Source organism: Lacinutrix sp., from assembly GCF_029238095.1.
Lineage (GTDB): Bacteria > Bacteroidota > Bacteroidia > Flavobacteriales > Flavobacteriaceae > Lacinutrix.
The window spans coordinates 1-25,894 of sequence record NZ_JAQWGS010000026.1; the positions used below are offsets into that span (position 1 = coordinate 1).

The 25,894-nt window shown below is 31.5% G+C and carries 21 protein-coding genes, 1 other RNA gene and 2 pseudogenes; 12 read left to right on the top strand and 12 right to left on the bottom strand.

Translation table 11 applies throughout. The annotated features are described in order from the left end of the window. From P8H50_RS07980 to P8H50_RS08015, 8 genes and pseudogenes are all read left to right on the top strand, one after another. Nucleotides 1–185, top strand: a pseudogene (locus tag P8H50_RS07980) (bifunctional pyr operon transcriptional regulator/uracil phosphoribosyltransferase PyrR); the annotation flags it as partial. Then, on the top strand, nucleotides 182–1,120 hold the full coding sequence (locus P8H50_RS07985) for an aspartate carbamoyltransferase catalytic subunit (RefSeq protein WP_300207549.1): 939 nt from the start codon (nucleotides 182–184) through the stop codon (nucleotides 1,118–1,120). The pseudogene P8H50_RS07980 and the gene P8H50_RS07985, both read left to right, overlap by 4 nt. Continuing rightward, nucleotides 1,117–1,434 (top strand): hypothetical protein, encoded by a 318-nt coding sequence (locus tag P8H50_RS07990; RefSeq protein WP_300207551.1) that lies wholly within the window; start codon nucleotides 1,117–1,119, stop codon nucleotides 1,432–1,434. The genes P8H50_RS07985 and P8H50_RS07990 overlap by 4 nt, the downstream gene beginning before the upstream one ends. 2 nt (nucleotides 1,435–1,436) lie before the next feature. Then, a complete protein-coding gene (locus tag P8H50_RS07995; protein WP_300208237.1) occupies nucleotides 1,437–2,342 on the top strand; it encodes a ribonuclease Z in 906 nt (301 codons plus the stop codon). A 28-nt stretch (nucleotides 2,343–2,370) separates the two neighbouring features. Next, complete coding sequence (gene pdxH / locus P8H50_RS08000; protein WP_300207553.1) at nucleotides 2,371–3,021, top strand: pyridoxamine 5'-phosphate oxidase; 651 nt, start codon at nucleotides 2,371–2,373, stop codon at nucleotides 3,019–3,021. Between the two features lies 1 nt (nucleotide 3,022). Continuing rightward, complete coding sequence (locus P8H50_RS08005; RefSeq protein WP_300207555.1) at nucleotides 3,023–3,508, top strand: histidine phosphatase family protein; 486 nt, start codon at nucleotides 3,023–3,025, stop codon at nucleotides 3,506–3,508. Between the two features lies 1 nt (nucleotide 3,509). Continuing rightward, nucleotides 3,510–5,567 (top strand): polyphosphate kinase 1, encoded by a 2,058-nt coding sequence (ppk1, locus tag P8H50_RS08010; protein ID WP_300207557.1) that lies wholly within the window; start codon nucleotides 3,510–3,512, stop codon nucleotides 5,565–5,567. Then, nucleotides 5,564–6,448, top strand: coding sequence for an exopolyphosphatase (locus tag P8H50_RS08015; RefSeq protein WP_300207559.1), 885 nt, complete (start codon nucleotides 5,564–5,566; stop codon nucleotides 6,446–6,448). The genes ppk1 and P8H50_RS08015 overlap by 4 nt, the downstream gene beginning before the upstream one ends. An 89-nt stretch (nucleotides 6,449–6,537) precedes the next feature. On the opposite strand, the gene P8H50_RS08020 is transcribed toward P8H50_RS08015, so the two are convergent. Continuing rightward, nucleotides 6,538–7,089: a hypothetical protein gene (locus P8H50_RS08020; protein ID WP_300207561.1), complete on the bottom strand. Its 552-nt coding sequence runs from the start codon at nucleotides 7,087–7,089 to the stop codon at nucleotides 6,538–6,540. A 134-nt stretch (nucleotides 7,090–7,223) separates the two neighbouring features. Then, on the bottom strand, nucleotides 7,224–8,300 hold the full coding sequence (gene dnaX, locus P8H50_RS08025) for a DNA polymerase III subunit gamma/tau (RefSeq protein WP_300207563.1): 1,077 nt from the start codon (nucleotides 8,298–8,300) through the stop codon (nucleotides 7,224–7,226). Between the two features lie 84 nt (nucleotides 8,301–8,384). On the opposite strand from dnaX, the gene rnpB reads away from it, so the two are divergent. Then, an RNA gene (gene rnpB / locus P8H50_RS08030) (RNase P RNA component class A) lies at nucleotides 8,385–8,681 on the top strand. Between the two features lie 22 nt (nucleotides 8,682–8,703). On the opposite strand, the pseudogene P8H50_RS08035 reads toward rnpB, so the two are convergent. From P8H50_RS08035 to P8H50_RS08045, 3 genes and pseudogenes are all read right to left on the bottom strand, one after another. Continuing rightward, nucleotides 8,704–9,210, bottom strand: a pseudogene (locus P8H50_RS08035) (RsmD family RNA methyltransferase); the annotation flags it as partial. Next, nucleotides 9,210–10,010, bottom strand: a complete 801-nt coding sequence (locus tag P8H50_RS08040; protein WP_300207565.1) for a DUF3822 family protein — start codon at nucleotides 10,008–10,010, stop codon at nucleotides 9,210–9,212. The pseudogene P8H50_RS08035 and the gene P8H50_RS08040, both read right to left, overlap by 1 nt. Continuing rightward, on the bottom strand, nucleotides 9,970–10,626 hold the full coding sequence (locus P8H50_RS08045) for a hypothetical protein (RefSeq protein WP_366900971.1): 657 nt from the start codon (nucleotides 10,624–10,626) through the stop codon (nucleotides 9,970–9,972). Before P8H50_RS08045 ends, P8H50_RS08040 begins: the two co-directional genes overlap by 41 nt. A gap of 87 nt (nucleotides 10,627–10,713) precedes the next feature. Here P8H50_RS08045 and P8H50_RS08050 point away from each other — a divergent pair, with 87 nt between their 5' ends. Then, nucleotides 10,714–12,144 carry an AAA family ATPase gene (locus P8H50_RS08050; RefSeq protein ID WP_300207567.1) on the top strand — a complete coding sequence of 477 codons (1,431 nt, stop codon included), beginning with the start codon at nucleotides 10,714–10,716 and terminating at the stop codon, nucleotides 12,142–12,144. Between the two features lie 41 nt (nucleotides 12,145–12,185). Further along, nucleotides 12,186–12,689: a 1-acyl-sn-glycerol-3-phosphate acyltransferase gene (locus P8H50_RS08055; RefSeq protein WP_300207569.1), complete on the top strand. Its 504-nt coding sequence runs from the start codon at nucleotides 12,186–12,188 to the stop codon at nucleotides 12,687–12,689. Here P8H50_RS08055 and P8H50_RS08060 read toward each other — a convergent pair whose 3' ends face one another. The 7 genes from P8H50_RS08060 to P8H50_RS08090 form a co-directional block, all read right to left on the bottom strand. Beyond that, complete coding sequence (locus P8H50_RS08060; protein ID WP_300207571.1) at nucleotides 12,690–13,406, bottom strand: YebC/PmpR family DNA-binding transcriptional regulator; 717 nt, start codon at nucleotides 13,404–13,406, stop codon at nucleotides 12,690–12,692. It abuts the gene before it with no gap. Between the two features lie 157 nt (nucleotides 13,407–13,563). Further along, nucleotides 13,564–14,370, bottom strand: a complete 807-nt coding sequence (locus tag P8H50_RS08065; protein WP_300207573.1) for a sugar nucleotide-binding protein — start codon at nucleotides 14,368–14,370, stop codon at nucleotides 13,564–13,566. A 3-nt stretch (nucleotides 14,371–14,373) separates the two neighbouring features. Continuing rightward, nucleotides 14,374–15,459, bottom strand: coding sequence for a glycine cleavage system aminomethyltransferase GcvT (gcvT, locus tag P8H50_RS08070; protein ID WP_300207575.1), 1,086 nt, complete (start codon nucleotides 15,457–15,459; stop codon nucleotides 14,374–14,376). Nucleotides 15,460–15,721: 262 nt separating this feature from the next. Continuing rightward, nucleotides 15,722–17,035 (bottom strand): threonine synthase, encoded by a 1,314-nt coding sequence (gene thrC / locus P8H50_RS08075; protein ID WP_300207577.1) that lies wholly within the window; start codon nucleotides 17,033–17,035, stop codon nucleotides 15,722–15,724. Nucleotides 17,036–17,039: 4 nt separating this feature from the next. Further along, nucleotides 17,040–17,960, bottom strand: a complete 921-nt coding sequence (locus P8H50_RS08080) for a homoserine kinase (protein WP_300207579.1) — start codon at nucleotides 17,958–17,960, stop codon at nucleotides 17,040–17,042. A 1-nt stretch (nucleotide 17,961) separates the two neighbouring features. Beyond that, nucleotides 17,962–20,412: a bifunctional aspartate kinase/homoserine dehydrogenase I gene (thrA, locus tag P8H50_RS08085; RefSeq protein WP_300207582.1), complete on the bottom strand. Its 2,451-nt coding sequence runs from the start codon at nucleotides 20,410–20,412 to the stop codon at nucleotides 17,962–17,964. A gap of 150 nt (nucleotides 20,413–20,562) precedes the next feature. Then, nucleotides 20,563–23,106: an ATP-dependent Clp protease ATP-binding subunit gene (locus P8H50_RS08090; RefSeq protein WP_300207585.1), complete on the bottom strand. Its 2,544-nt coding sequence runs from the start codon at nucleotides 23,104–23,106 to the stop codon at nucleotides 20,563–20,565. Between the two features lie 214 nt (nucleotides 23,107–23,320). On the opposite strand from P8H50_RS08090, the gene gyrA reads away from it, so the two are divergent. Next, the gene (gyrA, locus tag P8H50_RS08095) at nucleotides 23,321–25,876 is read left to right on the top strand and encodes a DNA gyrase subunit A (protein ID WP_300207587.1); all 2,556 of its coding nucleotides are present in this window, start codon (nucleotides 23,321–23,323) and stop codon (nucleotides 25,874–25,876) included. Nucleotides 25,877–25,894 lie beyond the last annotated feature (18 nt).

Below are 25,894 nucleotides of genomic sequence, written 5' to 3' on the forward strand. Positions count from 1 at the left end.
CTTACGGAAGACCTAGGTCAATAGAATTATTGGTTTTAGTAGATAGAAGATTTAGCAGACATTTACCTATACAGCCAGACTATCTTGGAGCTCAAATTGACGCATTACAAGGCGATAAGGTTAAAGTTGTATGGTCTAAAAAAGAAACAGAAAATATAGTTTATCTAGAAAAGTACATTGAATGAAAGCACTAAGTGTTTCACATCTTTTGGGAATTAAATACCTTAAGATACAAGACATAAACTTGATTTTTGAGACTGCTAAACATTTTAAAGAAGTCATTAATCGGCCTATAAAAAAAGTTCCAAGTCTACGAGATATTACCATTGCAAATTTGTTTTTTGAAAACAGCACTCGTACCAAGCTATCTTTTGAATTAGCTGAAAAAAGACTGAGCGCTGATGTACTTAACTTTTCAGCTAATCAATCTTCATTAAAAAAAGGAGAAACTCTGGTCGATACAGTCAATAATATATTGGCCATGAAAGTTGATATGATTGTAATTCGACATCCAAATCCTGGTGCTGCTCATTTCCTTTCAAAACAAGTTGATTCATGTATTATAAATGCAGGAGATGGTACGCACGAGCACCCATCTCAAGCCTTATTAGATGCTTTTTCTCTCCAAGAAAAGTTTGGAGAGCTAGTTGGAAAAAGAATTGCTATTGTAGGTGATGTTTTACACTCCAGAGTTGCATTATCTAATATATATGCTTTAAAAATGTTAGGTGCTGAGGTGAGTGTGTGTGCTCCAAAATCTTTAATTCCAAAACATATTGATTCTCTTGGAGTTAAAATATCTACAGATTTATCTAAGACACTTAAATGGTGTGATGCACTAAACATATTACGTGTTCAAAATGAGCGCATGGATTTGAATTATTTTCCATCAACAAGAGAATACACTCAAAATTTTGGACTTACTTCTAAACGGTTAGAAGCAGTAAAAAAGGATATCGTGATTTTGCATCCTGGACCGATAAATAGAGGTGTAGAAATTAGTAGTGAAGTTGCTGATTCTGATCAATCTATTATTTTAGATCAAGTCGAAAATGGTGTAGCAATTAGGATGGCAATTATATACCTTCTAGCTTCCAAACTGAATATTTCTATTACATGATTTTAATTGATAAAAATGATATAGGAACTGTTTCCACAGACCAATTTATTAAGCAAAAAATGAGTTGTTTAAAGCAGCTAAATTTTGAATTAAGTTTTGATTTAATTCTTGACTGCACTAAAGCTCTCTTGCCAATTGAAGATTTGATTGAGTTACAGTCATTGTTAAAAAAAAAGTCTAGATTACTTGTATTAATTCTTCCTCACGATGAAATTGATATTTTACCAATTGAATTTAATATAGCACCAACACTTGTAGAGGCAAATGATTTTATTTCTTTCGAACGGATGCAACGCGATTTAGGCTTTCAATAATGATGAAACTTACAATTTTAGGATGTCATTCGGCTACACCAAAGGAGAACAAACATACTACATCTCAATTGCTAGAGGTAAAAGGTAAATTTTTTTTAATTGATTGTGGAGAAGGAACACAAATTCAATTAAGAAAATTGAAGATAAAATTTTCTTTAATTCAACACATTTTTATTTCTCATTTGCACGGAGATCACTTTTACGGTCTCATTGGTTTGATAAGTACATTTCGTTTACTTGGTCGTACAACTCAACTTAATATATATGGACCAAAGGGAATTAAAGAAATTATTACATTACAGCTAAAAATGTCGAATTCTTGGACAGATTATTCTTTACATTTTCACGAATTATCTTCACCAAATAGTGAAAAAATATTCGAGGACGATACTATTTGTGTTTCTACGCTGCCTTTAGATCATCGTATTTACACAAATGGTTTTCTATTTACTACTAAAACGGTCAAACGTAAAATAAATTCTAAAGCCACAGAAAGTTTGAATTTAGAACCTTTCCATTACTCTCAATTACAAAACGGTCTTGATATAGAGCTAGCGAATGGAATCTTTAAAGAAAATAAAGAGCTTACTTTAAATCCAGAACCCTCAAAAAAATATGCATATTGTAGTGACACAGCATACAATAAGAAACTGATTTCACTTATAAAGGGGGTTGACTTATTATACCATGAAGCTACATTTTTAGAAAAACATGCAGATTTAGCAAAAAAAACTAAACACAGTACAGCACTTCAAGCTGCAAAAATTGCAAATTCTGCAAATGTAAAAAAACTATTATTAGGTCATTATTCGAATCGTTATTCTGATAAAAAGGACTTTATTAAAGAAGCTTCTACAGTTTTTGAATCAATTCTTTTATCTGAAGATTTAAAAACTTATTCTATTTAAATAAAATCAATTGTAAATTGCATAATATATGGATAAAGAAGATTTAGGACAACTAAGAAAGTCATACGATAAAAGTTCATTAGACTTATCTGATGTTGGCGACGATCCTATAGGTTTTTTTAAAAAATGGTTTGATGAAGCATCTAATCATTCTGAAATTGAAGAAGCTAACGCGATGTCCCTAGCGACCCTCGGGATAGACGATTTTCCAAAGTCTAGGGTGGTTTTGCTTAAAGCTTTCACAGATAAAGGCTTTGTTTTTTATACAAACTACCAAAGTGAGAAAGGGTTAGCAATTGCTCATCATCCAAAAGTTGGATTATCTTTTTTTTGGCCTCCTCTTGAGCGTCAAGTAATTATTAAAGGATTGATTCAAAAAACACCTTCAGACCTGTCAGATGAATATTTTAATTCAAGACCAAAAGGAAGTCAATTAGGAGCTATTGTATCTGATCAAAGTAATGTAATTTCAGATAGAACAATTATAGAAGCTAAATTAAATGCTTTAGAGATTCAATATAAAAATGAAGAAATTCCTCGTCCAGATAACTGGGGTGGTTATCTGGTCATTCCTAAATCTATCGAGTTTTGGCAAGGTAGACCTAATCGATTACATGATCGAATACGTTGTCATTTACGTCAAACAGGATTGTGGGATTTAGAACGATTAGCACCATGATATGAAAAAATTAGTTTTAATACGTCATGCTAAATCTTCATGGGAATTTAATTTAGAAGATCGTGACCGACCCTTAAGTAAAAAGGGAATAAAACGAATTAAACAAATGGCAATGCATAACCCTGAAATTTTTTCATCATCTGAAATTATTTTTTCAAGTACTGCAAATAGAGCTACACACACAACATTAATCTTGGTTAATAGCTTATTAATTTCTTTTAAAACAGTTAATCTTGTTGAGGACCTTTATACCTTCGAAGCCTCTAAATTGATAAATTTTTTAAAAAAATTATCAGATAAATATGATAGTGTTATTTGTGTTGGTCATAATCCTGCATTTACTGATGCAGCGTCATATCTTAGTAATACAGAATTAGATTATTTACCAACTTCTGCGTGGGCAAAATTAGAATTTCAACAAAGTAAGTGGACTAATATAGCAGATGGAGCATTAACTTTAGGAATACCAAAAATAATTTTAAAGTAGTATGAAAAAGCAAGAAAGGTATATCAACAGAGAATTAAGTTGGTTAGACTTTAATGGCCGTGTACTTCAAGAAGCAGCCGACCCAGATGTTCCACTTTTAGAGCGCCTTCGATTTATAGGAATTTTCTCTAATAACTTAGATGAATTTTTTCAGGTCCGTTTTGCAACTGTCCAGCGGATTGCTCAATCAGAAAAATCAGGGAAAAATATTTTTGGAGGTTTGACAGCTTCAGATTTATTGAAAACTATTACTCAAAAAGTAATTAAACAACAAAAAGAAAGTACACAGATTCTTAGTTCTATTGAAGTAGAGCTAGAAAAAGAAGAGATTTATTTTATTAATGAAAGTGAAGTTTTAAAGGAACACGAGACTTTTCTAAAAGAATATTTTATTCAAAAAGTAAGCCCTTCATTAATGACGATTATTGTTTCTGAAGATGATAATCAGGATTTTTCAGATAATAATGCATTTTTAGCAGTAAAGTTAATTTTTGATGAAAAAAAAGAGATTAAGACTCAATTTGCTTTAATTGAATTGCCAACTGATTTAGATCGTTTTATTGTTTTACCAAGTATTAACAACAAGAAATACGTTATGTTTCTTGATGATTTGATACGATATCATTTTCATATAATTTTCAATTTTTTCGAATATACTCATATAGAGTCTCATATGATTAAAGTCACTCGTGATGCAGAATTAGATATGGAAGGTGATGTGTCTAAGAGTTATATAAATAAAATTGTTAAAAGTGTACGGGATCGTTTTCTTGCAGAACCTGTTCGTCTGGTTCATGATAAAGATATTTCTAAAGAAGCTATTAATATGGTTAAAAAAATTCTTGGTGTTGGCACTAACGATAGCCTTATTCCTGGAGGTCGTTATCATCATCGAAGAGATTATATGAACTTTCCACAATTAAATCGAAGTGATTTACAATATGAGCGAAAAGAAGCCCTACCAATAAATGGCCTTTCTTTGGAGAAAAGTATTTTTAAAGCAATAAAGCAAAAAGATTATCTAATATACACTCCATATCATAGTTTTTCTTTCGTTATAAAATTTTTGCGTGAAGCTGCTTTAGATCCAGAAGTAACAATTATAAAAATAACAATTTATCGTCTTTCTAGACTTTCGAATGTTGCAAGTTCTTTAATTAATGCTGCCAAGAATGGAAAAAAAGTTTTAGTTCAAATAGAGCTTCAAGCACGCTTTGATGAAACCAATAATATAATATATGCTGAACAAATGCAGGCTGCTGGGGTAGAACTTATTTTTGGTATTCCTGGTTTAAAAGTCCATTCTAAAATATGCGTAATTGAAAAGTCAACTCAAGGAAAAAAAAGACGATATGGCTTTATAAGTACTGGTAATTTTAATGAAGACACAGCAAAAGTTTATACAGATTATACCTTATTTACATCAAATCAAAAAGTACTTAAAGAAGTAAATAAAGTTTTCAACTTTTTACAAGTACATTATAAGCTTAAAGCTTATAAACACCTTATAGTATCTCCTCATCATACTCACAATGCTTTGGTTAAAATGATTAACAAGGAGATTGAAAATCATAAAATAGGACTTCCAAGTGGAATTCGTCTTAAGTTGAATGCAATTACTAATTTCTCAATAATTGAAAAACTTTATCAAGCAAGCAATGAAGGTGTAAAAATTCAAATGGTTGTCAGAGGTATTTGTTGTTTGATTCCTGGTATTAAGGGAATGAGTGAAAATATAGAGGTTTTAAGTGTTGTGGATAAATTTTTAGAGCACCCTAGGGTATATGAATTTATAAATGGTGGTTCTCTAATTACGTACATATCTTCAGCAGATTTTATGACAAGAAATATTGAAAATCGATTAGAGGTTGCAGCTCCAATATACGACCCAGAGTTACAACGTCAAATTAAAGATGTTTTTGATATTATATGGAATGACAATGTTAAAGCTAGAAGATTGAATGGTCCTATTCAAAATAATTTTGTTAAAAATAATTCAAAACCTAACCGCTCTCAGTTTAAAATTTATGAATACTATAAAAAAGAGGTAGATCAATGAAAATTAGGAAGTACGGAGCAATAGATATTGGCTCCAATGCTGTTAGATTACTTGTTTCTAATGTGATTGATTATAAAGGTCAAGTTTTTTTTCAAAAAAATGCTCTCGTAAGAGTTCCAATCCGTTTAGGGCAAGATGCCTTTACTAAAGGTGAAATTTCAAAAAAAAATATAGGACGTATTATTAAATCAATGAAGGCTTTCCGATTGCTTATGAAAGTTCATGGCGTAGAAGATTATCTTGCCTTTGCTACTTCTGCGCTTCGAGGTGCAAAAAATTGCTCACAGGTTGTAGAAAGAGTTTTTAATAAATCTAAAATTCAAATCGAAATAATTGATGGAAAAAAAGAAGCTAAAATCATTTCTAATACCAATGTTTTTGAAAATATTGATATTGAAAAGACTTTTCTCTGCATAGATGTGGGAGGTGGAAGTACTGAAATAAGTATCTTAAAAGGAGGTAAAAGACTAAATTCAAATTCTTTTAAGATTGGAACGGTTCGATTATTAAACAAGGATTTTGATCAGCGAATTTGGAATCAATTAGAAATATGGGTAAAAAAACATACTAAAATTTATTCTAAAGTTTATCTTTTAGGAACAGGTGGGAATATTAACAAGTTGCATAAAATTTCTAATGTAAAAGATAATCGTCCCATTACTTTTTTAACATTAAATCTTATTTACAATAAGTTAAATGAGTTAACTTATGAAGAGCGAATTATTGATTTGGGATTAAATCCAGATAGATCTGATGTTATCATACCAGCAACTAAACTTTTTTTAAAAATATTTGAATGGAGTGGAGCAAAAGTTATTTATGTGCCAAAAGTTGGTCTTTCCGATGGAATGATTCGAGAGTTATATAAAAATAAAAACTAAACTGATTAACCAATATATATTGATATAATAATAGATGCTAGATCTTAAAAAATAATATATTATTGTTTTTGTTGAAACGAGAAAATTTTTCAAAAATCTAAATCAAATCTGTCCCTTAGCTCTTCTAATGAAGGGTTTAGTTTTTTAAGGTATTTATATTTTTCATTAACAGAATATACTAATTCTTCTTTAGTGGCTTCTGAAATGAGAATTTCTACTTTTATACCATAATTATTTAATCTTTTTCTCAAGAAGGGAAGAAGATTATCCATTTCTTTTATCATTTCGACTTTGTTCATTTCACTAGGAACTGTTAAAGAAATTTCGTTACCCCCTTTTAAGTTAATACTACTGACTCCAAATATTGATGCTAGATTCTTCTTCCCTTTTTTTTTCAAGTTTAATATATATTCTTTCCAAAGAGATTCAAGTGTTTTAAATTCAAAATCATGTCTTGGCTTATCAAAGTCTTTTTCTTTGGAACTATTTATATTGCTTGCAGCTTTTTTAAGTGCAATGCTTGAAAGTGAAAAACCAGAAACAGGAGTTTTTAAATTTATATTTTTAGATTTAGGAAGTTCAAGATCTTTATCACTGATATTTGAAATGATTTTTTTATCGTCAAGAGCATCTACAATCAATGTTTCTTGATTCTCTTTTTCTATAGCTAAGCGAGATTTTTTATTTTCATTTAATGAATTTTTAGAGTGTGGAACTGAAAATGAAGAGCTTAAATCGGAATTTATTACTAGTCTATCATTTTCATTGGGTGTAATTATATATCCTTTTTTTTTTCTTCATTAAAATGAAGTGAGGCTAGTTGCATTAGGGTTAATTCTATGTGAATCCTTTTATTTTTGACATTTCTAAAATTTATTTCACAAGAATTAATTATTTCGATCCCGTCCATGAGATAATCATTAGAAATAGTTTGGGTAATTTCTGTATAGGATTTACGAATACTTTCTCCAACTTCAATTAAAGCCGCTGTTTTAGGGTCTTTAGCAAATATTAAATTCCTAAAATGATCTCCTAATCCTTTAATTAGTTGTATACTTTCAATCCCACGTTTAACTAATTTATCATAAGACATAAGTATCTGTGGGACTTTTCTTTGAAAAAGGAGTTCACCTAATTCAAAATAAGTTTGATGATCTAATAAATTTAAGTTGTCTGCTACTGCGGATTCTGAAAGATTTCCTTTAGTAAAACTTACCATTCGATCAAATATAGAAAGAGCATCTCTTAAAGCTCCTTCAGCCTTTTGAGCTATTAAGTAAAAAGCATTTTCTTCGAATTCTAGCTTTCTTTCTTTTGCAATTTTAACTAAAAATGACTGAATATCCTTAACCGAAATACGCTTGAAGTCATATACTTGACAGCGTGATAGAACAGTGGATATGATTTTATTTTTTTCTGTAGTTGCTAATATAAAAATCGCATGTTTTGGTGGTTCTTCAAGTGTTTTCAAAAAAGCATTAAAGGCTGCATTGGAAAGCATGTGTGCCTCATCTATGATATAAATTTTATGACTTCCTATTTGCGGAGGAATCCGAACCTGCTCATTAATCTTTCTAATATCTTCTACTGAATTATTTGAGGCGGCATCAAGTTCGAAAATATTGAAAGCAAAATCTTTAGAAGTATCGCTATTATTTGCATTAATTTGTTTGGCTAAAATTCGTGCACAAGATGTTTTTCCTACCCCTCGAGGTCCACAAAAAAGAAGTGCTTGAGGGAGCTGATTAGTTTTGAGGCTATTTCCTAAAGTCTTTGTTATACTATCTTGTCCTACTACCTCATCAAAAGATGTAGGTCTGTATTTTAATGCTGAAACTAAAAAAGATTCCATATACAAATATAAAAATCAGATTATTCTTTTGTTCTTTCCATACCATATATTCACTTTTAATTATCAACAAATGACTAGCTTTGCGAAGCAGGCCATCTTATCACTCATGCCATTTTGGTATGGGAGGAAAGTCCGGACACCGTAGAGCAGCATAGCGGGTAACACCCGCCCTTCTTTGAAGCGGACAAGTGCAACAGAAAGAAAGTACAGTTCGGCTGTAGTGAAATCAGGTAAACTCTATGTGGTGCAACGCCAAGTAAATCTACAATTAAGAGTAGCTCGTTCAATGTAGAAGGGTAGGCGGCTAGAATGTAAGAGTAATTTTACATCCAGATAAATGATAAGACTAGACAGAATCCGGCTTATAGGCCTGCTTTTTTGTATAATTAAAAAAAGAGAAGACATTATTTCCATAGACACGATCAAAAGAAAATCCTTGAATTTCTGAGAGCTTTATTTGTTTAAAATGCTCAATTATCACAATGCCTTTTTTAGAAAGGCTTTTTTTTGAAAGTAGAATAATCTTTTTATAGTCATCAATTTCAAAATTATATGGAGGATCAGCAAAAATTAAATCGTATGATATTGAGTTTTGTTCAAGAAAACGAAAACATTCTTCCTGAATCGCTATAATTTTCATTTCAAGGTCAATAGACACTTTTTTAATAAACTGAACACAACTCCTGTTTTGATCAATAGCTGAAACATGTTTAGTACCACGGGAGGAAAATTCATAACTAATACTCCCCGTCCCGGCAAAAAGATCAAGTACCTGAATGCTTTTGAAATCAAGGCGATGCTGGAGAATATTAAAAAGTCCTTCTTTAGAGCGATCAGTTGTTGGACGGACCGGTAGATTCTTTGGAGCTTGAATTCGTCTACCTTTGTGTACCCCTGATATAACTCTCATTAACTAAAATATTTGGCTAAAAAAGGGGCATGATGAACGGCGGTATCTGAAATATGATTAATGTCTTTATCAATAAAATTAATATTAGTGTGATATTGTTCTACAGCTTCATAGAATGGTGTAAAAGACTTCATTTTACCTAAAAAATTCAATTCTAAATTGTTAGTATCGATATCGAATTGTTCTACTACAAAAAAGAGATAATACAAAAAGTCATCCGTATTTGAAACTTTAAAACAATTATTGAATTTTAAGCATTTCTTTTGGAGAAGAAAGACATCCATTGCTCCGAACTGTAAGTGAATAAAAATTTTATAATCAAATTTATTTGAAGAATTTAGGCTTAGTATTTTTTTATAAAGTAGAGTGTTATAATGATGAAAACCAAAGTTAATTTTAGATTTCTTTAAAACCTTACTAATAAATTGTGGAAAGCTATATAAATTAACTTGCTTGTAATCTTCCAAAGTGTCATAAGATGCTATTTCATAATCTTTTGTTTTTTTATAAAGACATAAATAATCTTCACAGAAAGATTTATTAAAAAACGATAAGGGTACGAATGTTGAAGGGTTGTGAAAAGAAATTAAACTAAAAGCATTAAAGTTTTCCTTGCTATGATAATCCAGATATTCCGTTAAGGTTTTGTGAAAATCTTGAGGATCTTCAACTAGTGGTATGTATTCAATTTTAGATTGGGTACAGAAATAAAATCCATCCGTAAAAACGTGAATGGATAAATCTTGATTTTTAAGAATTTTATTCTTGTTTGGCATCAAAAATGGTTGGCCAGTTTCCATTTGTACTAACATTTGTTAAGGAACCAAGTATAATTTCAGGTCCATTTACTCCATCTACAGAAACAGTTTCATTCTCTTGTTTTACAAGATCTTGATCTTGATCAAACAACAATGTGTTTTTTGATACCTTTACTTCAAAAACAGGTACTTTATAACCATTTTTATTTATGATAGATGACGTTATTTTAAAAACACTGTCCTGAAGACCTTCAATTGGGATATTAGACATTTTTTTGTATCGATCAGATGTTTGAAATAAGGAATCTTTTACAGCGACAAACCCTAGGGTATCGGTTACTATAACCTCTCGAAGCATATCAATTCTATAGGTTCTATCATATTCTAAATAAGAGGAGTCGCGTTTTTCTAAAAGTGTAAAGATGCCTTCATCTATAAACTTTATTAAACTATCAAAATTATTAGCATAAACACCCTTGACATCTTTATGAGCTATTTGTGCAGTTCTAATATCCTTCATTACATTAATAACTTTGGAGTAACGTTTAATTTTTGTCTGGTTGAAAGTTATTGGACCACTTATTGAGTCATATATTTTGTAAGCAAAAAAGATTGATGCAATCCATAGAACAACTTGAATACCTAATTTCATTGTCATTTTTTATTTGATAAAAACAAATCTACAATTTTTTTTGAATCACAAAAGTATTTAAAATGATTTATATTTATCCTAATAAATCATTAAATGACTTCTGAAAAATTTCGTTTACAACTAAAAGATAACTTTCCATTTGAACCAACAGATTCCCAAAGAAACTGGTTTAATAAAGTAGCTGATTTTATTCTTTCAAATTCACCAAATACTGCTTTTCTTCTAAAGGGATACGCAGGGACAGGAAAAACAACTTTAATTGGGTATTTAATTCGTCAATTAAAATATGCTGGATATAAAGGAGTACTTATGGCTCCAACAGGTCGGGCAGCAAAAGTAATGGCTACATATTCAAAATTTTCTGCCTACACAATTCATAAACAAATATATTATCCTAAAACCGAAAGTTCAGGAAAAATAATATTTCAATTAAAACCTAATAAATATCGAAAAACAATTTTCATTATAGATGAAGCTTCTATGATAAGTGATGACAGAAAGCATTCTAAACTTTTTGAAAACGGATCTTTACTCCATGATTTAATTCAATATGTAAGTCAAGGAGATCAATGTAAGTTGATTTTTGTTGGAGATCCTGCACAATTACCGCCAGTTCATCTAAACTTGAGTCCAGCTCTTGATTTAAATGAACTAGAGCAATATCATTTTGATAATGTATATTGTGTCGAATTAGATAGTGTTGTTCGTCAATCTCTTGGTTCAGGAATATTAAATAATGCAACTCAATTAAGGTTTCAGCTTAATGAGGAGAATTATGATCAGTTTCAATTTGATGTCGATGGGGTTAAAGACATACATTACTCCAATAGTGGCATGGATCTTTTTGATTCTTTATCTAATGCTTTTGATAAAGGTGGAATTGATCAAACGATTTTTATAGTTAGATCAAACAAAAGAGCAAATTTATTCAATGAACACATTCGTAATCGTATTCTAGGGTGGGAGGATGAATTATGTGTCGGTGATCAATTGATGGTTGTAAAAAACAACTATTTTTGGCTTGCTTCTGACTCCAAGCCTGGTTTTATTGCAAATGGAGATGTAATTGAAGTCCTTGCAATTCATGCTAGAAAAAATATTTATGATTTTTCTTTTGCTGAGGTTCGTGCTCGCCTGGTGGATTATTCCGATGAGGATCCCTTTGATACAGTAGTTTTATTAGATACTTTAAAATCAGAAACTCCCTCCTTATCTTTTGAAGAAGGAAATCGACTTTATCAAAAGGTAGTTGAAGATTATTCATCAGAGAAATCAAAGTATAAAAAGTTCTTAAAAGTTAAAAAAAATCCTTTCTTTAATTCATTACAGGTTAAGTATTCTTATGCAATTACCTGTCATAAGTCACAAGGTGGTCAGTGGGAAAATGTTTTTGTTGAAAAACCGTATTTAAAAGAAGGACCTAATAAAGAATATTTTAGGTGGCTATATACAGCTATTACAAGAGCAAAAAAATCCTTATATCTTATAGGGTTTCCAAATGAAGATTTTAAATCAATTCACTAATTATGTTTCGCTTTCTTTCAAAAAATATTTATTTCAACTTAATGAATTGGTCAATAGTTGGGACTTTCCCTTCAATTCCAAAGTACATTGTAGCTGTGGTTCCTCACACAAGTTGGTTAGATATTTTCATAGGCTTATTGGTTCGAAGTATTTTAGGAGAATCGATAAATTTTGTTGGGAAAAAGGAATTATTCACCCCCTTAACAGGCTGGTTTTTTAGAACTTTAGGAGGTGCTCCAATTGATCGTTCTGGGAATAAAGACTCAGTAGAGTCAATAGCAGCTGTATTTGAAGCCCATGAAAAATTTAGATTAGCATTGGCGCCTGAAGGAACTCGTGGAAAGGTAGATAAACTCCGAACAGGATACTACTATATCGCCAAACGTTTAAAAATACCTATTATACCTGTTTCTTTTGATTATGAAAATAAAAAAGTTATTGTCCATTCAAATTTCTATACATCAAGTGATGAACAAAAAGATTTAAAAACACTGGAGACTTTATTTAAAGGAGTTTGTGGTTACTCTAAAGAGAAAAGTTTTTGATTAATTTTTAATTTCCATTGAGTGGTATACGTTTTGGACATCTTCGTCGTCTTCAATTTTTTCGATTAGTTGTAATACTTCTTTTTGCTTATCTATACTCAATCGTTTAATTACCTGAGGTATCCTTTCAAAATCTGAAGAAAGTATTTCAAAGTTTCTTTTTTCCAACTCTTTCTGGATTATGCCATAGTATTCGAAAGGAGCATATAAAACAATACCATCTTCATCTTTAAAAACTTCCTCTACTCCATAATCAATGAATTCTAATTCAATCTCATCTACTTCATGATCATTTGGATTTATTCTAAAATTACAGCTGTGATCAAACATAAATTCTACAGATCCAGTTGTTCCTAAACTCCCATTTAACTTATTAAAATAGGAACGAATATTTGCAACAGTTCTGTTGTTATTATCAGTAGCAGTTTCTACCAAAACAGCAATACCATGAGGCGCATAACCTTCAAAAAGTACTTCTTTAAAATCACCCGTATTTTTATCTGAAGCCTTTTTAATAGCACGTTCTACATTTTCTTTAGGCATGTTAGCAGCCTTGGCATTTTGAATTACAGCACGTAGTCTAGAATTATTATTTGGATCTGAACCTCCTTCCTTTACGCTCATGACGATGTCCTTTCCAATACGTGTAAAGGTTTTGGCCATAGCTGACCAGCGTTTCATTTTACGGGCTTTTCTAAATTCAAATGCTCTTCCCACACATATATGTTATGAATTTATAAAGATAAAAAACTTTCAGATTTTGAAGGGACTACATTTTTAAGTAATAATAAATAATATTGTTAATTCAGTTTGACTGTTAAGTAAAAGTAAAATCAATAAGTATTTACTTTTACTTAACAAAAGAGATTTATTACTAACTCAATTCGTCTAAGATGTCATTATATGAAGGTTGAATATACTGAGGTAACTTATTTTCTTTTGGAAGGGTAGCTAAATATCTAATATTATTAGTACTAAACACATGTTTATACTTACCAATCTTTGAATGTCTTTTTTCGACTAATGTTTTAATAAAGTCAAAATGAGAAATTAAATCTGTACTTCCTAGGTGAAAAATACCTGTTTTTTTATGATTTATGATATAATGAATCTGTTGACTTAATCGGACGTCACTATTAACATTGATTATAGTATTTGGAAAAACTTCTATTGCTTTATTTTCAATTATTGCCTTATCGATATCTTGAGTTCTAGGCGCATTTATTCCAAAAATCATTGGTAATCTAATAATAATGAATTTACCAATTGGAAGATTCATCAGTTGATTTTCTATCTTTATTTTAAAATGACCGTAAATGCTCTCAGAGAGAGTTTTGTCATATTCATATGACGGATAATGCCTAAAAGAATCAAAGACATTAGCTGAAGACAAAAACATAACTCTACAGTTATTAAATTTTACATATTCAATAATACAGGAATGTGAATCTAGTTGAGCATTAAATCTTCCTCTTAAAGCTGATATTATAAGTTTGGGTTTTACCTCGTTTAGAATGTCATTAAGTCCTCCTTTTTCAATATCATATTGAAAAAAATGTTTATTATCCCTAAATTTTAAATTATTATTAAAGGTCCCAAAAGTATTAAAATAGGGCCCTAATTCTTTGTATAGGGCATTGCCAATGAATCCACTCCCTCCTAAAATTAGTATGGATTTCAAAGATTAAGTTTTTATAAATGGTAGTTTTACAACATGTGCAGGACAGTTTTTCTCACGAATTAAAATCCCAATTTTAGTACCAACCTTCGAATAAGATTTTGAAATATAACCAAGTCCTATGCCAATCGATAGTGTAGGAGATTGAGTACCGGAAGTGACAACTCCAATTTGATCACCATGAATATTAACAATCTTATATCCACTTCTTGGAATTGCTCTTGCATCCATAATAAAACCAATTATTTTTTGATGGGATCCGGTGACTTTCTCCTGATTGATATTTTCTGAATTAATAAATTTAGTTTCATTTTTACTAATCCAGCTTAATCCTGCTGAAATTGGTGATGTGTTTTCGTCAATTTCATTTCCATATAGAGAGTATCCCATTTCTGTTCTAAGAGTATCTCTTGCGGCAAGTCCGGCTGGAATAATTCCATGTTCGGCTCCAGCTTTTAGGATATTACTCCATATGTGTTCTGAGTAGTTTGAAGGAAAATAAATTTCTATACCACCAGCACCTGTATATCCTGTAGTCGCAATTAAGATATTTTCAATACCTGAAAAATCAGCAGTCGTATGAGAATAGAAGGGAAGAGTTTCCAGAGGATAGCTAGTTAATTTTTTCATTGCAATTATCGCTTTAGGGCCCTGAATTGCAAATAAGCCAGTATTTTCAGAAACATCTTCCAGTTTAGCCTTGAATTCATGATTGTGTTTTTGAATCCAACTCCAATCTTTATTAATATTTGAGGCATTAACCACCAGAAGATATCTTTCTTCCTCCAATCTGTAAACAATAAGGTCGTCTACAATTCCACCTGTTTCATTTGGAAGATAGTTGTATTGTGCTTTTCCGGTAGTTATTTTTGAGATATCATTACTACATATATATTGAAGTAGATTCAATGAATTCGGTCCAGAAACATAAAATTCCCCCATATGCGAAACATCAAAAACTCCGAGCTTCTCCCTTACTGCTAGATGTTCATTTTTAACACCTGTATATTGAACGGGCATCTCATATCCACCAAAAGCAGTCATTTTTGCATTTAGATTTAAATGAGTATTGTAAAGTGTTGTTTTTTTCATAAGCACACAAATAAATTATTTACAACGCTATATATAAAAACGTATATTTCCTACCTATATGTATTTTACGTTTTTACAAATAATTAAATCTAAAGATAATGTATAAAAGGCAAAAATTTCTATTGATTTTAACAGGAATAAGGGAATAGAATTAAGAAAAAATATAAATCTTATTTAGTATTATTATTTCATGGATTGGAAATAAATTTATCAAGAGACAAATTTTAATAAACGGTGTAGTTTAGAATACCCCATTAAAAATTTATTTATTTCTTGAGAGGAGTAAAGATTTAAGTTCTGAATACTTACTTAAAGGAGAACGTATTTTTTTGAGGTTTAAAATACCCCTAAGACGAGTAGGTGTCTCAATCTTTGTTTTAAGAATATTCTCCACTGTGTTTTTAAATTTTATTGGATGGGCTGTTTCTAAAAAAATGCCTTGATATGCTTCTTCATTTTTTAGAGAAGCCATATATTGTTTTAATCCTAAAAATCCAATTGCACCATGAGGATCAGCTATATATCCATTTATTTTGAAAATTTCTTTTAGTGCTTTTTCTGTAAGCTTATCAGTGTATCCAAAACCACTCAAGACTTTCTTGAGTTTGAAAAAATCATTATTAAAGATTTTCTGAATCCTAATGAAATTACTTGGATTACCAACATCCATTGCGTTTGAAATAGTTTGAATGGATTTTTTAGGAGTATAGCTACCTGATTTCAAAAATTCTGGAACTGTATCATTGATATTAGTGCTTGCAATAAAATGATCAATTGGAAGCCCCATCTGTTTAGCAATTATTCCAGCACAGATATTACCAAAGTTTCCGCTTGGAACAGAAAATATAATTTTTTTGTCTGGATTTGGACGATTTTTATAAGCTATAAAATAATAAAACATTTGAGACAACCATCTAGCAATATTTATTGAATTTGCGGATGTTAACTTTATGTTTTCTTTTAACTCCGGATCAACAAAAGCACTTTTAACCATTTCTTGGCAGTCATCAAATGTACCATCAACTTCTAAAGGAATTATGTTTTCTCCAAGAGTTGTCAATTGACGCTCTTGAATATCACTTACCTTTCCTTTTGGATAGAGAATAATCACATCAATACCTTTTACTTTATAGAATCCATCTGCGACTGCTCCACCAGTATCTCCTGAAGTAGCGACAAGTATGGTTAAGTCCCCCTCTTTTTTTATATCGTTATTATAGGATAAACATCGAGCCATAAATCGGGCACCAACATCTTTAAATGCCAAAGTAGGACCATGAAATAATTCAAGTAAGGCAATTTTATCAGTTATTTCTATGATTGGAAAATTAAAGCTTAAAGTATCCTGAATAATTTTTTTTAAGTCATTGCTGTAGATGTCGTCTCCTACATATTGCTGTATAACTTCATATGCGATTTCGTGATCTGAATACTGATCAAGATTATTTATAAAATCGTGCTCTAATTTTGGGATTTGCTTCGGAAAATATAATCCACGATCTGGAGCAAGACCTTTTGTAACAGCCTCTAAAAAACCTACATCCCTTGCATTATAATTTAAACTGAAATATTTCACTTATTTATAAGATCTTTATACCTTCATTATTAATGCGTGAGTAGTGAACTTCATAATCAAGTCCAATTTCATCATAATATGTTCTTATAGCTTGACCTACTTTTTTGGCTTTAGCTTCTCCTTTTGACAATGAGTAAACAGATGGACCTGATCCAGAGATGCCACTTCCTAGTGCTCCAGCATCAATTGCTGCATGTTTTATATCATTAAATTTAGGAATTAACATAGCTCTTATTGGTTCAATTATCTTGTCTTCCATGCTTCGTGAAAGCAATCCATAGTCATTCGTGTAAAGCGCACTTATAAATGCTCCTAAATTCCCCCATTGTTCAACCGCTTTTTTCAGTGGAATTTCATTTTTAAGAATAGCTCTGGAATGAATTGTTTTTAATTCAATTTTTGGATGTATTATTGTAGCAACTAAATCTTTAGGAGAAGGAAGTTTAATTATGTCTAGAGTCTTATTACTTCGAACTAATGTAAAGCCACCCAGTAAAACTGGGGCAAGATTGTCTGCGTGAGCAGCACCGCTAGCAAGTGATTCACCAGCCATTGCAAATTTTACTAATCCATTTCTTGAATAGGGCCTCCCCAATAATTCATTAATAGCAAAAACAGCTCCAGCTGCACTTGCTGCACTACTTCCAATTCCGCTTCCAGGCTTAATTCTTTTTTCAATATCAATACGGAAGCCATTATTTGATGAGTGAGCTTTTAAAAGTGAAGAAGCTGCAACACTTGCTACGTTCTTTAAAGGATCTTTGGGTAATTCCTGTCCTGTAACAGCTCCTATAGTTACACCTGGATTCTCGGTTTTAGACACCTTCATTATATCTCCAACTGTATCTAGGCAAAAACCTAATACATCAAAACCACATGAGACGTTTGCAACACTAGCAGGTGTAAAAATCTTAATCTGATCCATTTTATTGTTTTCCAATTCTAATAATATCCCCAAAAATCCCTCCAGCGGTTACATCTGCTCCAGCACCAGCTCCTTTTACGATCAAAGGTTGGTTTTTGTATCTACTTGTGTAAAATAAAATTATATTATCGCTTCCTTCCAAATTATAAAAATCATGACTTGATTCAATTTCTTGAAGTCCAACAGAAGCCTTTCCTTGCTCCAATTGAGCCACATATTTTAATCTTGCTCCCTTTTCTTCAGCATTTTTTAATATGTTTTGAAAATGAACTTCATTTTTATCAATTGCATTATAAAATTCTTCATTAGATAAACTATCCAATACTTCTAACGGTAAAAAGTTTCTATTAACAATATCTTTCAACTCTAATTTAAAACCGCTTTCACGAGCTAAGATTAATATTTTTCGTGCTACATCTACACCGCTTAGATCGATCTTAGGATCAGGTTCGGTAAACCCTTCATTTTGTGCACTTTGAACTACTTTTTTAAAAGTTGTTTTTGAATTAAATTTATTAAAAATATAATTTAAACTCCCCGACAATATGGCTTGAATTTTATGAATTTTATCTCCTGATGCGATTAGATTATTTAAAGTATCAATTACTGGTAGTCCCGCACCTACATTCGTTTCAAAAAGGAAAGGTGTATTATATCGCCTAGAGATTTTTTTTAAATCTAAGTAGTTTTTGAATGAGCCTGCACAAGCAATTTTGTTGCAAGTTACGACACCTATATTGCTTGCTAGATAACGCACATATTCTTCTGAAATAAATTCACTTGCGGTGTTATCGATGAAAATACTATTCCTTAAATTCAACTTTTTCACATGATCAAAGAAAACATCTCTATCAGCTTTAGTTTTACTTGTGACCAACTGTTTTTTCCAATTATTCAAGTCAATAGGGCTATCACTTAAAAACATTTTTTTTGAATTTGAAATTGCAATAACACGTATTTTTAAGCGCAAGTTTTCCAAAAGATATTTGAATTGTCTATGAATTTGCTCCAAAAGTTTACTTCCTACATTACCTACACCGGTTATGAAAAGATTCAACTCTTTAGTCTGAGCTTCAAAAAAACTTTCGTGTATTGAGTTTAGTGCTTTTTGAGTATTTTTTTTATCTATAACAATAGAAATATTTCTTTCTGAGGCTCCCTGAGCTATAGCACGTATATTTATATTATTTGCACCTAAACTACTAAATAGCTTACCACTAATGCCTTGATGATCCTTCATTCTATCTCCAACAACAGCAATATTTGACATATTAGATTCTATTTTGGCAGCGGTAACTTTTTGGACACTTATTTCAAACGTAAAATGATTGTCGATAGTTTTTTTTGCTAGAGTAGCATCTTCTGAACGGACACCTATGCAAATTGAATGTTCTGAGGAAGCTTGAGTAATCATTATAATATTAATATGTTTTTGAGATAAACACTCAAAAAAACGTTTTGAAAAACCTGGAATACCAATCATGCCACTTCCCTCTAGACTAATTAACACAACATCATCTATGTGACTTATTCCTTTAACAATTGAACCTTCTCCTTTTGGGTTACCTTTAGCATTAATTAGGGTACCCTGAGCCTCTTTCTCAAAAGTATTTTTAATTATTACAGGAATATTTTTATCAATTAACGGTTGTAGAGTAGGAGGATAGATTACTTTGGCTCCGAAATGGGAAAGCTCCATTGCCTCGTGGTATGAAAGTTTTGAAATAGGAATTGCTTGACTTACAAGTTTTGGATGGGCTGTATACATACCGCTTACATCTGTCCAAATCTCTAAGTGTGATGCATTACTATAATTTGCTATTAAGGATGCAGTAAAATCAGATCCTCCACGACCTAAAGTTGATGTATTTCCCTCTTCGTCTTGAGCAATAAATCCAGGTATTAATATAATTTTAGAATTATTTCTTTTTAAGAATGCCTTTGTCGCTTTTTCACTTTGTTTTTGATTTACAATCTCTCTATCATCAATTGAATACGTAAAAATCAATTCTCTTGAATCTTTTAATACTGCATCACATGCTTTATACTTGAGAATATTATAAATAATAGTACTTGAAAGAATCTCACCGTAACTTAAAATTTTAGCAAGGCTTTTAGAGGTAAGTTCGTTTAAGGTAAATAATGATTCAACGACCTCTTCAAGTTCATTTAGTTGAGATTTTAAAAAACTAATTATTTCACTTTGATGTGTTAATGGGATGAAATATTCAATGGGGTTTAAGTGGCGATTCTCAAGTGTTTCAAGGTGTTCTTTATAATTATTTTGGCCCATACTAGCCCGTTCTGACATTTCAACAAGTAAGTCGGTTATCCCACCTAAAGCAGAAACTACTACTACTACTTGATCTTTAGATTGAGTAATAATATCTATAACATTGATCAAACTTTTAGCATTAGCTACAGACGTACCACCAAATTTTAAAACTTTCATATAAATTTAACACCAACATGCCCGAAAATGGCACATACTTAATAATTAAACAAGCGCAAAAATAACACTTATTGGATGGCTATGAACTATTTTTTTGGAAAAAAAGATTTAAGAATCTATATGTTAAGAAACCTTTTTAATCTGGTAATTTTATGAATTTTCAATTTCTTGACTAAGTTTTAGATTTAAAGAGTCATCATCTCTATTTTTGTCTATCGTGATTTTGTCTCCTTCTTTTATAGAATTATTTACTACATTCTCAGCCAATAAATCTTCTAAATGCTTTTGAATGGCTCTATTTAAGGGTCTTGCGCCATACTTACTATCATAGCCTTTTTCAGACAGAAAGTCCTTCGCTGATTCTGATATTTCTATTTCATATCCCAATTGCTTAACCCGTTTAACAAGGTGTACCAATTCAATGTCTACAATTTTCCTAATATCATTTTTTTCAAGATTATTAAATACCACTATATCATCAATTCTATTTAAAAACTCTGGAGAAAATGTCTTTTTTAACTCTTTTTGGATAACTCCTTTTTCAATTTCTTTTGACTGAGATTTTTGTGATGCAGTTTCAAAACCTAATCCTCTTCCAAAATCTTTAACTTGTCTTGCACCAATATTAGAAGTCATAATTATTATAGTATTTTGGAAGTTAATTTTTCTTCCTAAGCTGTCTGTTAAGAAACCATCATCAAGTATCTGAAGCATCATGTTGAAGATGTCTGGATGAGCCTTTTCAACTTCGTCAAGTAAAATAACTGAATAGGGTCGTCTTCTAACTTTTTCCGTCAATTGTCCGCCTTCTTCATATCCAACATAACCTGGAGGTGCACCGACTAATCTTGACACAGCAAATTTTTCCATGTATTCACTCATATCTATCCTAATCAAATTCTCCTCTGAATCAAAAATCTCAGAAGCTAAAATTTTTGCTAGTTGAGTTTTTCCTACACCTGTTTGTCCTAAAAAAATGAAGGAACCAATTGGTTTATCAGGAGCTTTTAATCCAGCGCGATTACGTTGAATTGCCTTAACTACTTTTTCTACTGCCTCATTTTGTCCAATAAGCTTAGAGTTAATGACTTTAGCTAATTTTGATAGCTTATTTTTTTCAGATTTAATAATTTTATTAACAGGAATGTTAGTCATCATGGAAACTACATCAGCAATATCATTTTCATTCACAGTTACTCGATTGAGTTTTGATTCCTCCTGCCAACGCTCTTGAGCTTCAATTAAAAGGCGCTCTACTCTTTTTTCATCATCTCGAAGTTTAGCAGCTTCTTCGTATTTTTGCTTTTTTACAACAGAGTTTTTTGATTCTCTAACTTTATCGAGTTGTGCCTCAAGATCAACCACTTCTTTAGGAACACTCATATTATTAATATGGACTCTAGAACCAGCTTCGTCCAACGCGTCAATAGCTTTGTCAGGTAAAAAACGATCTGACATGTAACGATTGGTTAAATCTACGCATGCACTTAATGCATCCTCAGAATAATTGACATTATGATGATTTTCATAACGCTCTTTTATATTTTTTAAAATTTCGAGCGTCTCAACAGTATTAGTTTGCTCAACTAAAACTTTTTGAAAACGCCTTTCTAAAGCACCGTCTTTTTCTATATTTTGACGATACTCATCTAATGTTGTAGCTCCTATGCATTGGATTTCACCACGAGCTAGAGCAGGCTTGAACATATTAGATGCGTCTAGGCTTCCAGTAGCACCTCCTGCACCAACTATAGTATGAATTTCATCAATAAAAAGAATTATATCATCATTCTTTTCTAATTCGTTCATCATTGCTTTCATTCGTTCTTCAAACTGCCCTCTATACTTAGTTCCAGCAACAAGGCTTGCTAAATCTAAACTAACTACACGCTTATTGTAAAGCACTCGTGAAACCCTTTTTTGAATAATACGAAGTGCTAATCCTTCAGCGATTGCAGATTTTCCAACACCCGGTTCTCCAATTAATAATGGGTTATTTTTCTTTCTTCGACTAAGTACTTGAGAAACCCTTTCAATCTCTTTTTCTCTTCCAACTACAGGGTCTAATTTTTCTTGTTCAGCTAATGCAGTGATATCTCGACCAAAATTGTCCAAAACTGGAGTTTTAGATTTTTTAGATGTTTTTGAGTCAGAAGTAGGTATAAATGGATTTTCTTTTGCTTCGCCTTCGTTGTCTTTTTCTTCAGCGAAGGATGATGATGGGAGTTCTTCGTAAGAATTCGAATCGTTTGCCAGCATGAGTTTAAATTGTTCTTTTACGATATCGTAATCTACATTTAGTCTTGTAAGTAATTTAGTAGTAGGATCATTTTCGTTTCGAAGAATACAAAGTAGTAAGTGGGCAGTATTAATTAAATCACTTTGGAATAATTTTGCCTCTAAAAATGTAGTTTTGAGTGCACGTTCAGCTTGTCGGGTTAAATGTAGGTTTTTTTTGTCATTTAATGTTTGATCACCATCAATCATAGCAGGATTTAATATTTCAACTTTGCGTCTTAATTCTTCGAGATTTACTTCAATTGCATTTAAAATCGCCATAGCTTTTCCACCCCCGTCCCTTAAGATTCCAAGCATTAAATGTTCAGTGCCAATAAAATTATGTCCCAACCTAAGGGCTTCCTCCTTACTAAAAGAAATTACATCTTTTACTCGAGGTGAAAAATTATCATCCATAGATTTTTTAAAATAAGTTTTTGCAAAAAACAGACCATAGTTTTAAGCTCAATGCTAATAGACAAAAAAATATTAATATTTCAAAAGATGGGATGTAATTATTTACCACCAAAACAGCTTATAATTCTGTTAATAATTTTAAAAATTATGACTTAATAATTATTTAATATTGTGCACTGATTGTCTATTTTAGCTACTAATATAAAATTAAGCCATGAACGAAGGAGACAAGCTCATTCCTATAAAAATTGAAGACGAAATGAAATCGGCTTACATTGATTATTCAATGTCAGTTATTGTATCACGTGCTTTACCAGACGTAAGAGATGGTTTAAAACCAGTACACAGACGTGTACTTTATGGTATGCATGAACTTGGTGTTAGAGCAAATAGTGCTCATAAAAAGTCTGCAAGAATAGTTGGTGAGGTTTTAGGTAAGTATCATCCACATGGTGACACCTCTGTTTACGACGCTATGGTTCGTATGGCTCAAGAATGGAGTTTACGTTATATGCTTGTAGATGGGCAAGGTAACTTTGGATCTGTAGATGGTGATAGTCCAGCAGCAATGCGTTATACAGAGGCTAGAATGCGAAAAATATCTGAAGACATGTTGGCAGATATTGATAAAGAAACTGTAGATCATAAATTAAACTTTGATGATACGCTTGAAGAACCAACCGTTTTACCAACACGTATTCCAGGTTTACTCGTTAATGGTGCTTCTGGTATTGCTGTAGGTATGGCAACAAATATGCCTCCTCACAATTTAACAGAAGTTGTAAATGGTACCATTGCTTTTATCGATAATAATGATATTGAGATTGATGAGCTTATTACACATATTAAAGCGCCAGATTTTCCAACAGGTGGAACTATTTATGGATATGATGGTGTAAAAGAAGCTTTTCATACAGGACGTGGACGAATTGTTATGCGTGCCAATGCAAATATTGAAGAAGTTCAAGGTAGAGAATGTATAATCGTAACAGAGATTCCATACCAAGTGAATAAGGCAGATATGATTAAAAAAACTGCCGATTTAATTAATGATAAAAAATTAGAAGGCATATCTACCATTAGAGATGAGTCTGATAGAAACGGAATGCGTATTGTTTACGTTTTAAAGCGTGATGCAATACCTAACATTGTTTTAAATAAATTATATAAGTACACTGCTTTACAATCATCATTTAGTGTCAACAACATTGCCTTAGTTAATGGACGTCCACAATTATTAAATTTAAAAGAATTAATTCACTATTTCGTAGAGCATAGACATGATGTGGTTGTAAGGCGCACAACATATGAATTACGAAAAGCAGAAGAACGTGCTCATATTTTAGAAGGGCTAATAATAGCCTCAGATAATATAGATGAAGTTATTAAAATTATTAGAGCTTCGGCAAATGGAGATGAAGCACGAACTAATTTAATAGAGCGTTTTAAACTTTCAGAAATTCAAGCCAAAGCAATAGTCGAAATGCGTCTACGTCAATTAACTGGACTAGAGCAGGATAAACTTCGCAGCGAATATGAAGACATCATGAAAACTATTGAAGACTTGAAGAGTATTCTTGATAGTAAAGAGCGCAGAATGTCAATAATTAAAGAAGAGTTAGTTGTTATTCGTGACAAATATGGAGATGAGCGTCGTTCTGTAATAGAATATGCAGGTGGCGATTTAAGTATTGAAGACATGATTCCTGATGCTCAAGTTGTTATTACAATTTCGCATGCTGGTTATATTAAAAGAACGTTATTAAGCGAATACAAAACTCAACATAGAGGAGGTGTAGGCCAAAAAGCGTCAACTACTCGTAATGAAGATTTCTTAGAACATTTATTTGTAGGTACTAACCACCAATACATGTTATTTTTTACTCAAAAAGGAAAATGTTTCTGGATGCGTGTTTACGAAATTCCAGAAGGTAGCAAAACCTCTAAAGGAAGAGCCATCCAAAACCTTATAAACATTGAACAAGATGATAAGGTAATGGCGTTTATTTGTACTCAAGATTTAAAAGATGAAGACTACATTAACAGTCATTATGTTATTATGGCCACTAAACAAGGGCAAGTAAAAAAGACCTCTTTAGAGCAGTATTCTAGACCAAGAACTAATGGAATTAATGCCATTACTATTAAAGAAGATGATGTTTTATTAGAAGCTAAATTAACAACAGGCGAAAGCCAAGTCATGCTAGCATTAAAATCTGGTAAAGCCATTAGATTTGAAGAAGCTAAAACAAGACCAATGGGACGTAACGCTTCTGGTGTTAGAGGTATTCGTTTGCAAGACGAAAAAACCGATGAAGTTATTGGTATGATTGCAGTAGATGATATGGATAGTAACATCTTAGTCGTTTCAGAAAATGGTTATGGTAAGCGTTCTAGCTTAGAAGATTACCGCATTACGAATAGAGGAGGAAAAGGTGTTAAAACAATTTCTATTACCGAAAAAACTGGAAATTTAGTTTCTATCAAAAACGTAACAGATGAAGATGATTTAATGATTATAAATAAATCTGGTATAGCTATTAGAATGGCAGTTGCAGATCTTCGTGTAATGGGTAGAGCAACACAAGGTGTTAAATTAATTAATTTAAAAGGTAAAGACTCTATTGCAGCAGTAGCTAAAGTGATGCGTGAGGACGATGAAGACACAGTAGAACTAGATGAAGAAGGAAATGTAAAACTTCCAGAAACCGCTGAGGAAACTACTGATTCAGACAATGGCATGACTCTTGATTCTAACGAAGAAGAATAAATTTTAAAAATTAAAACT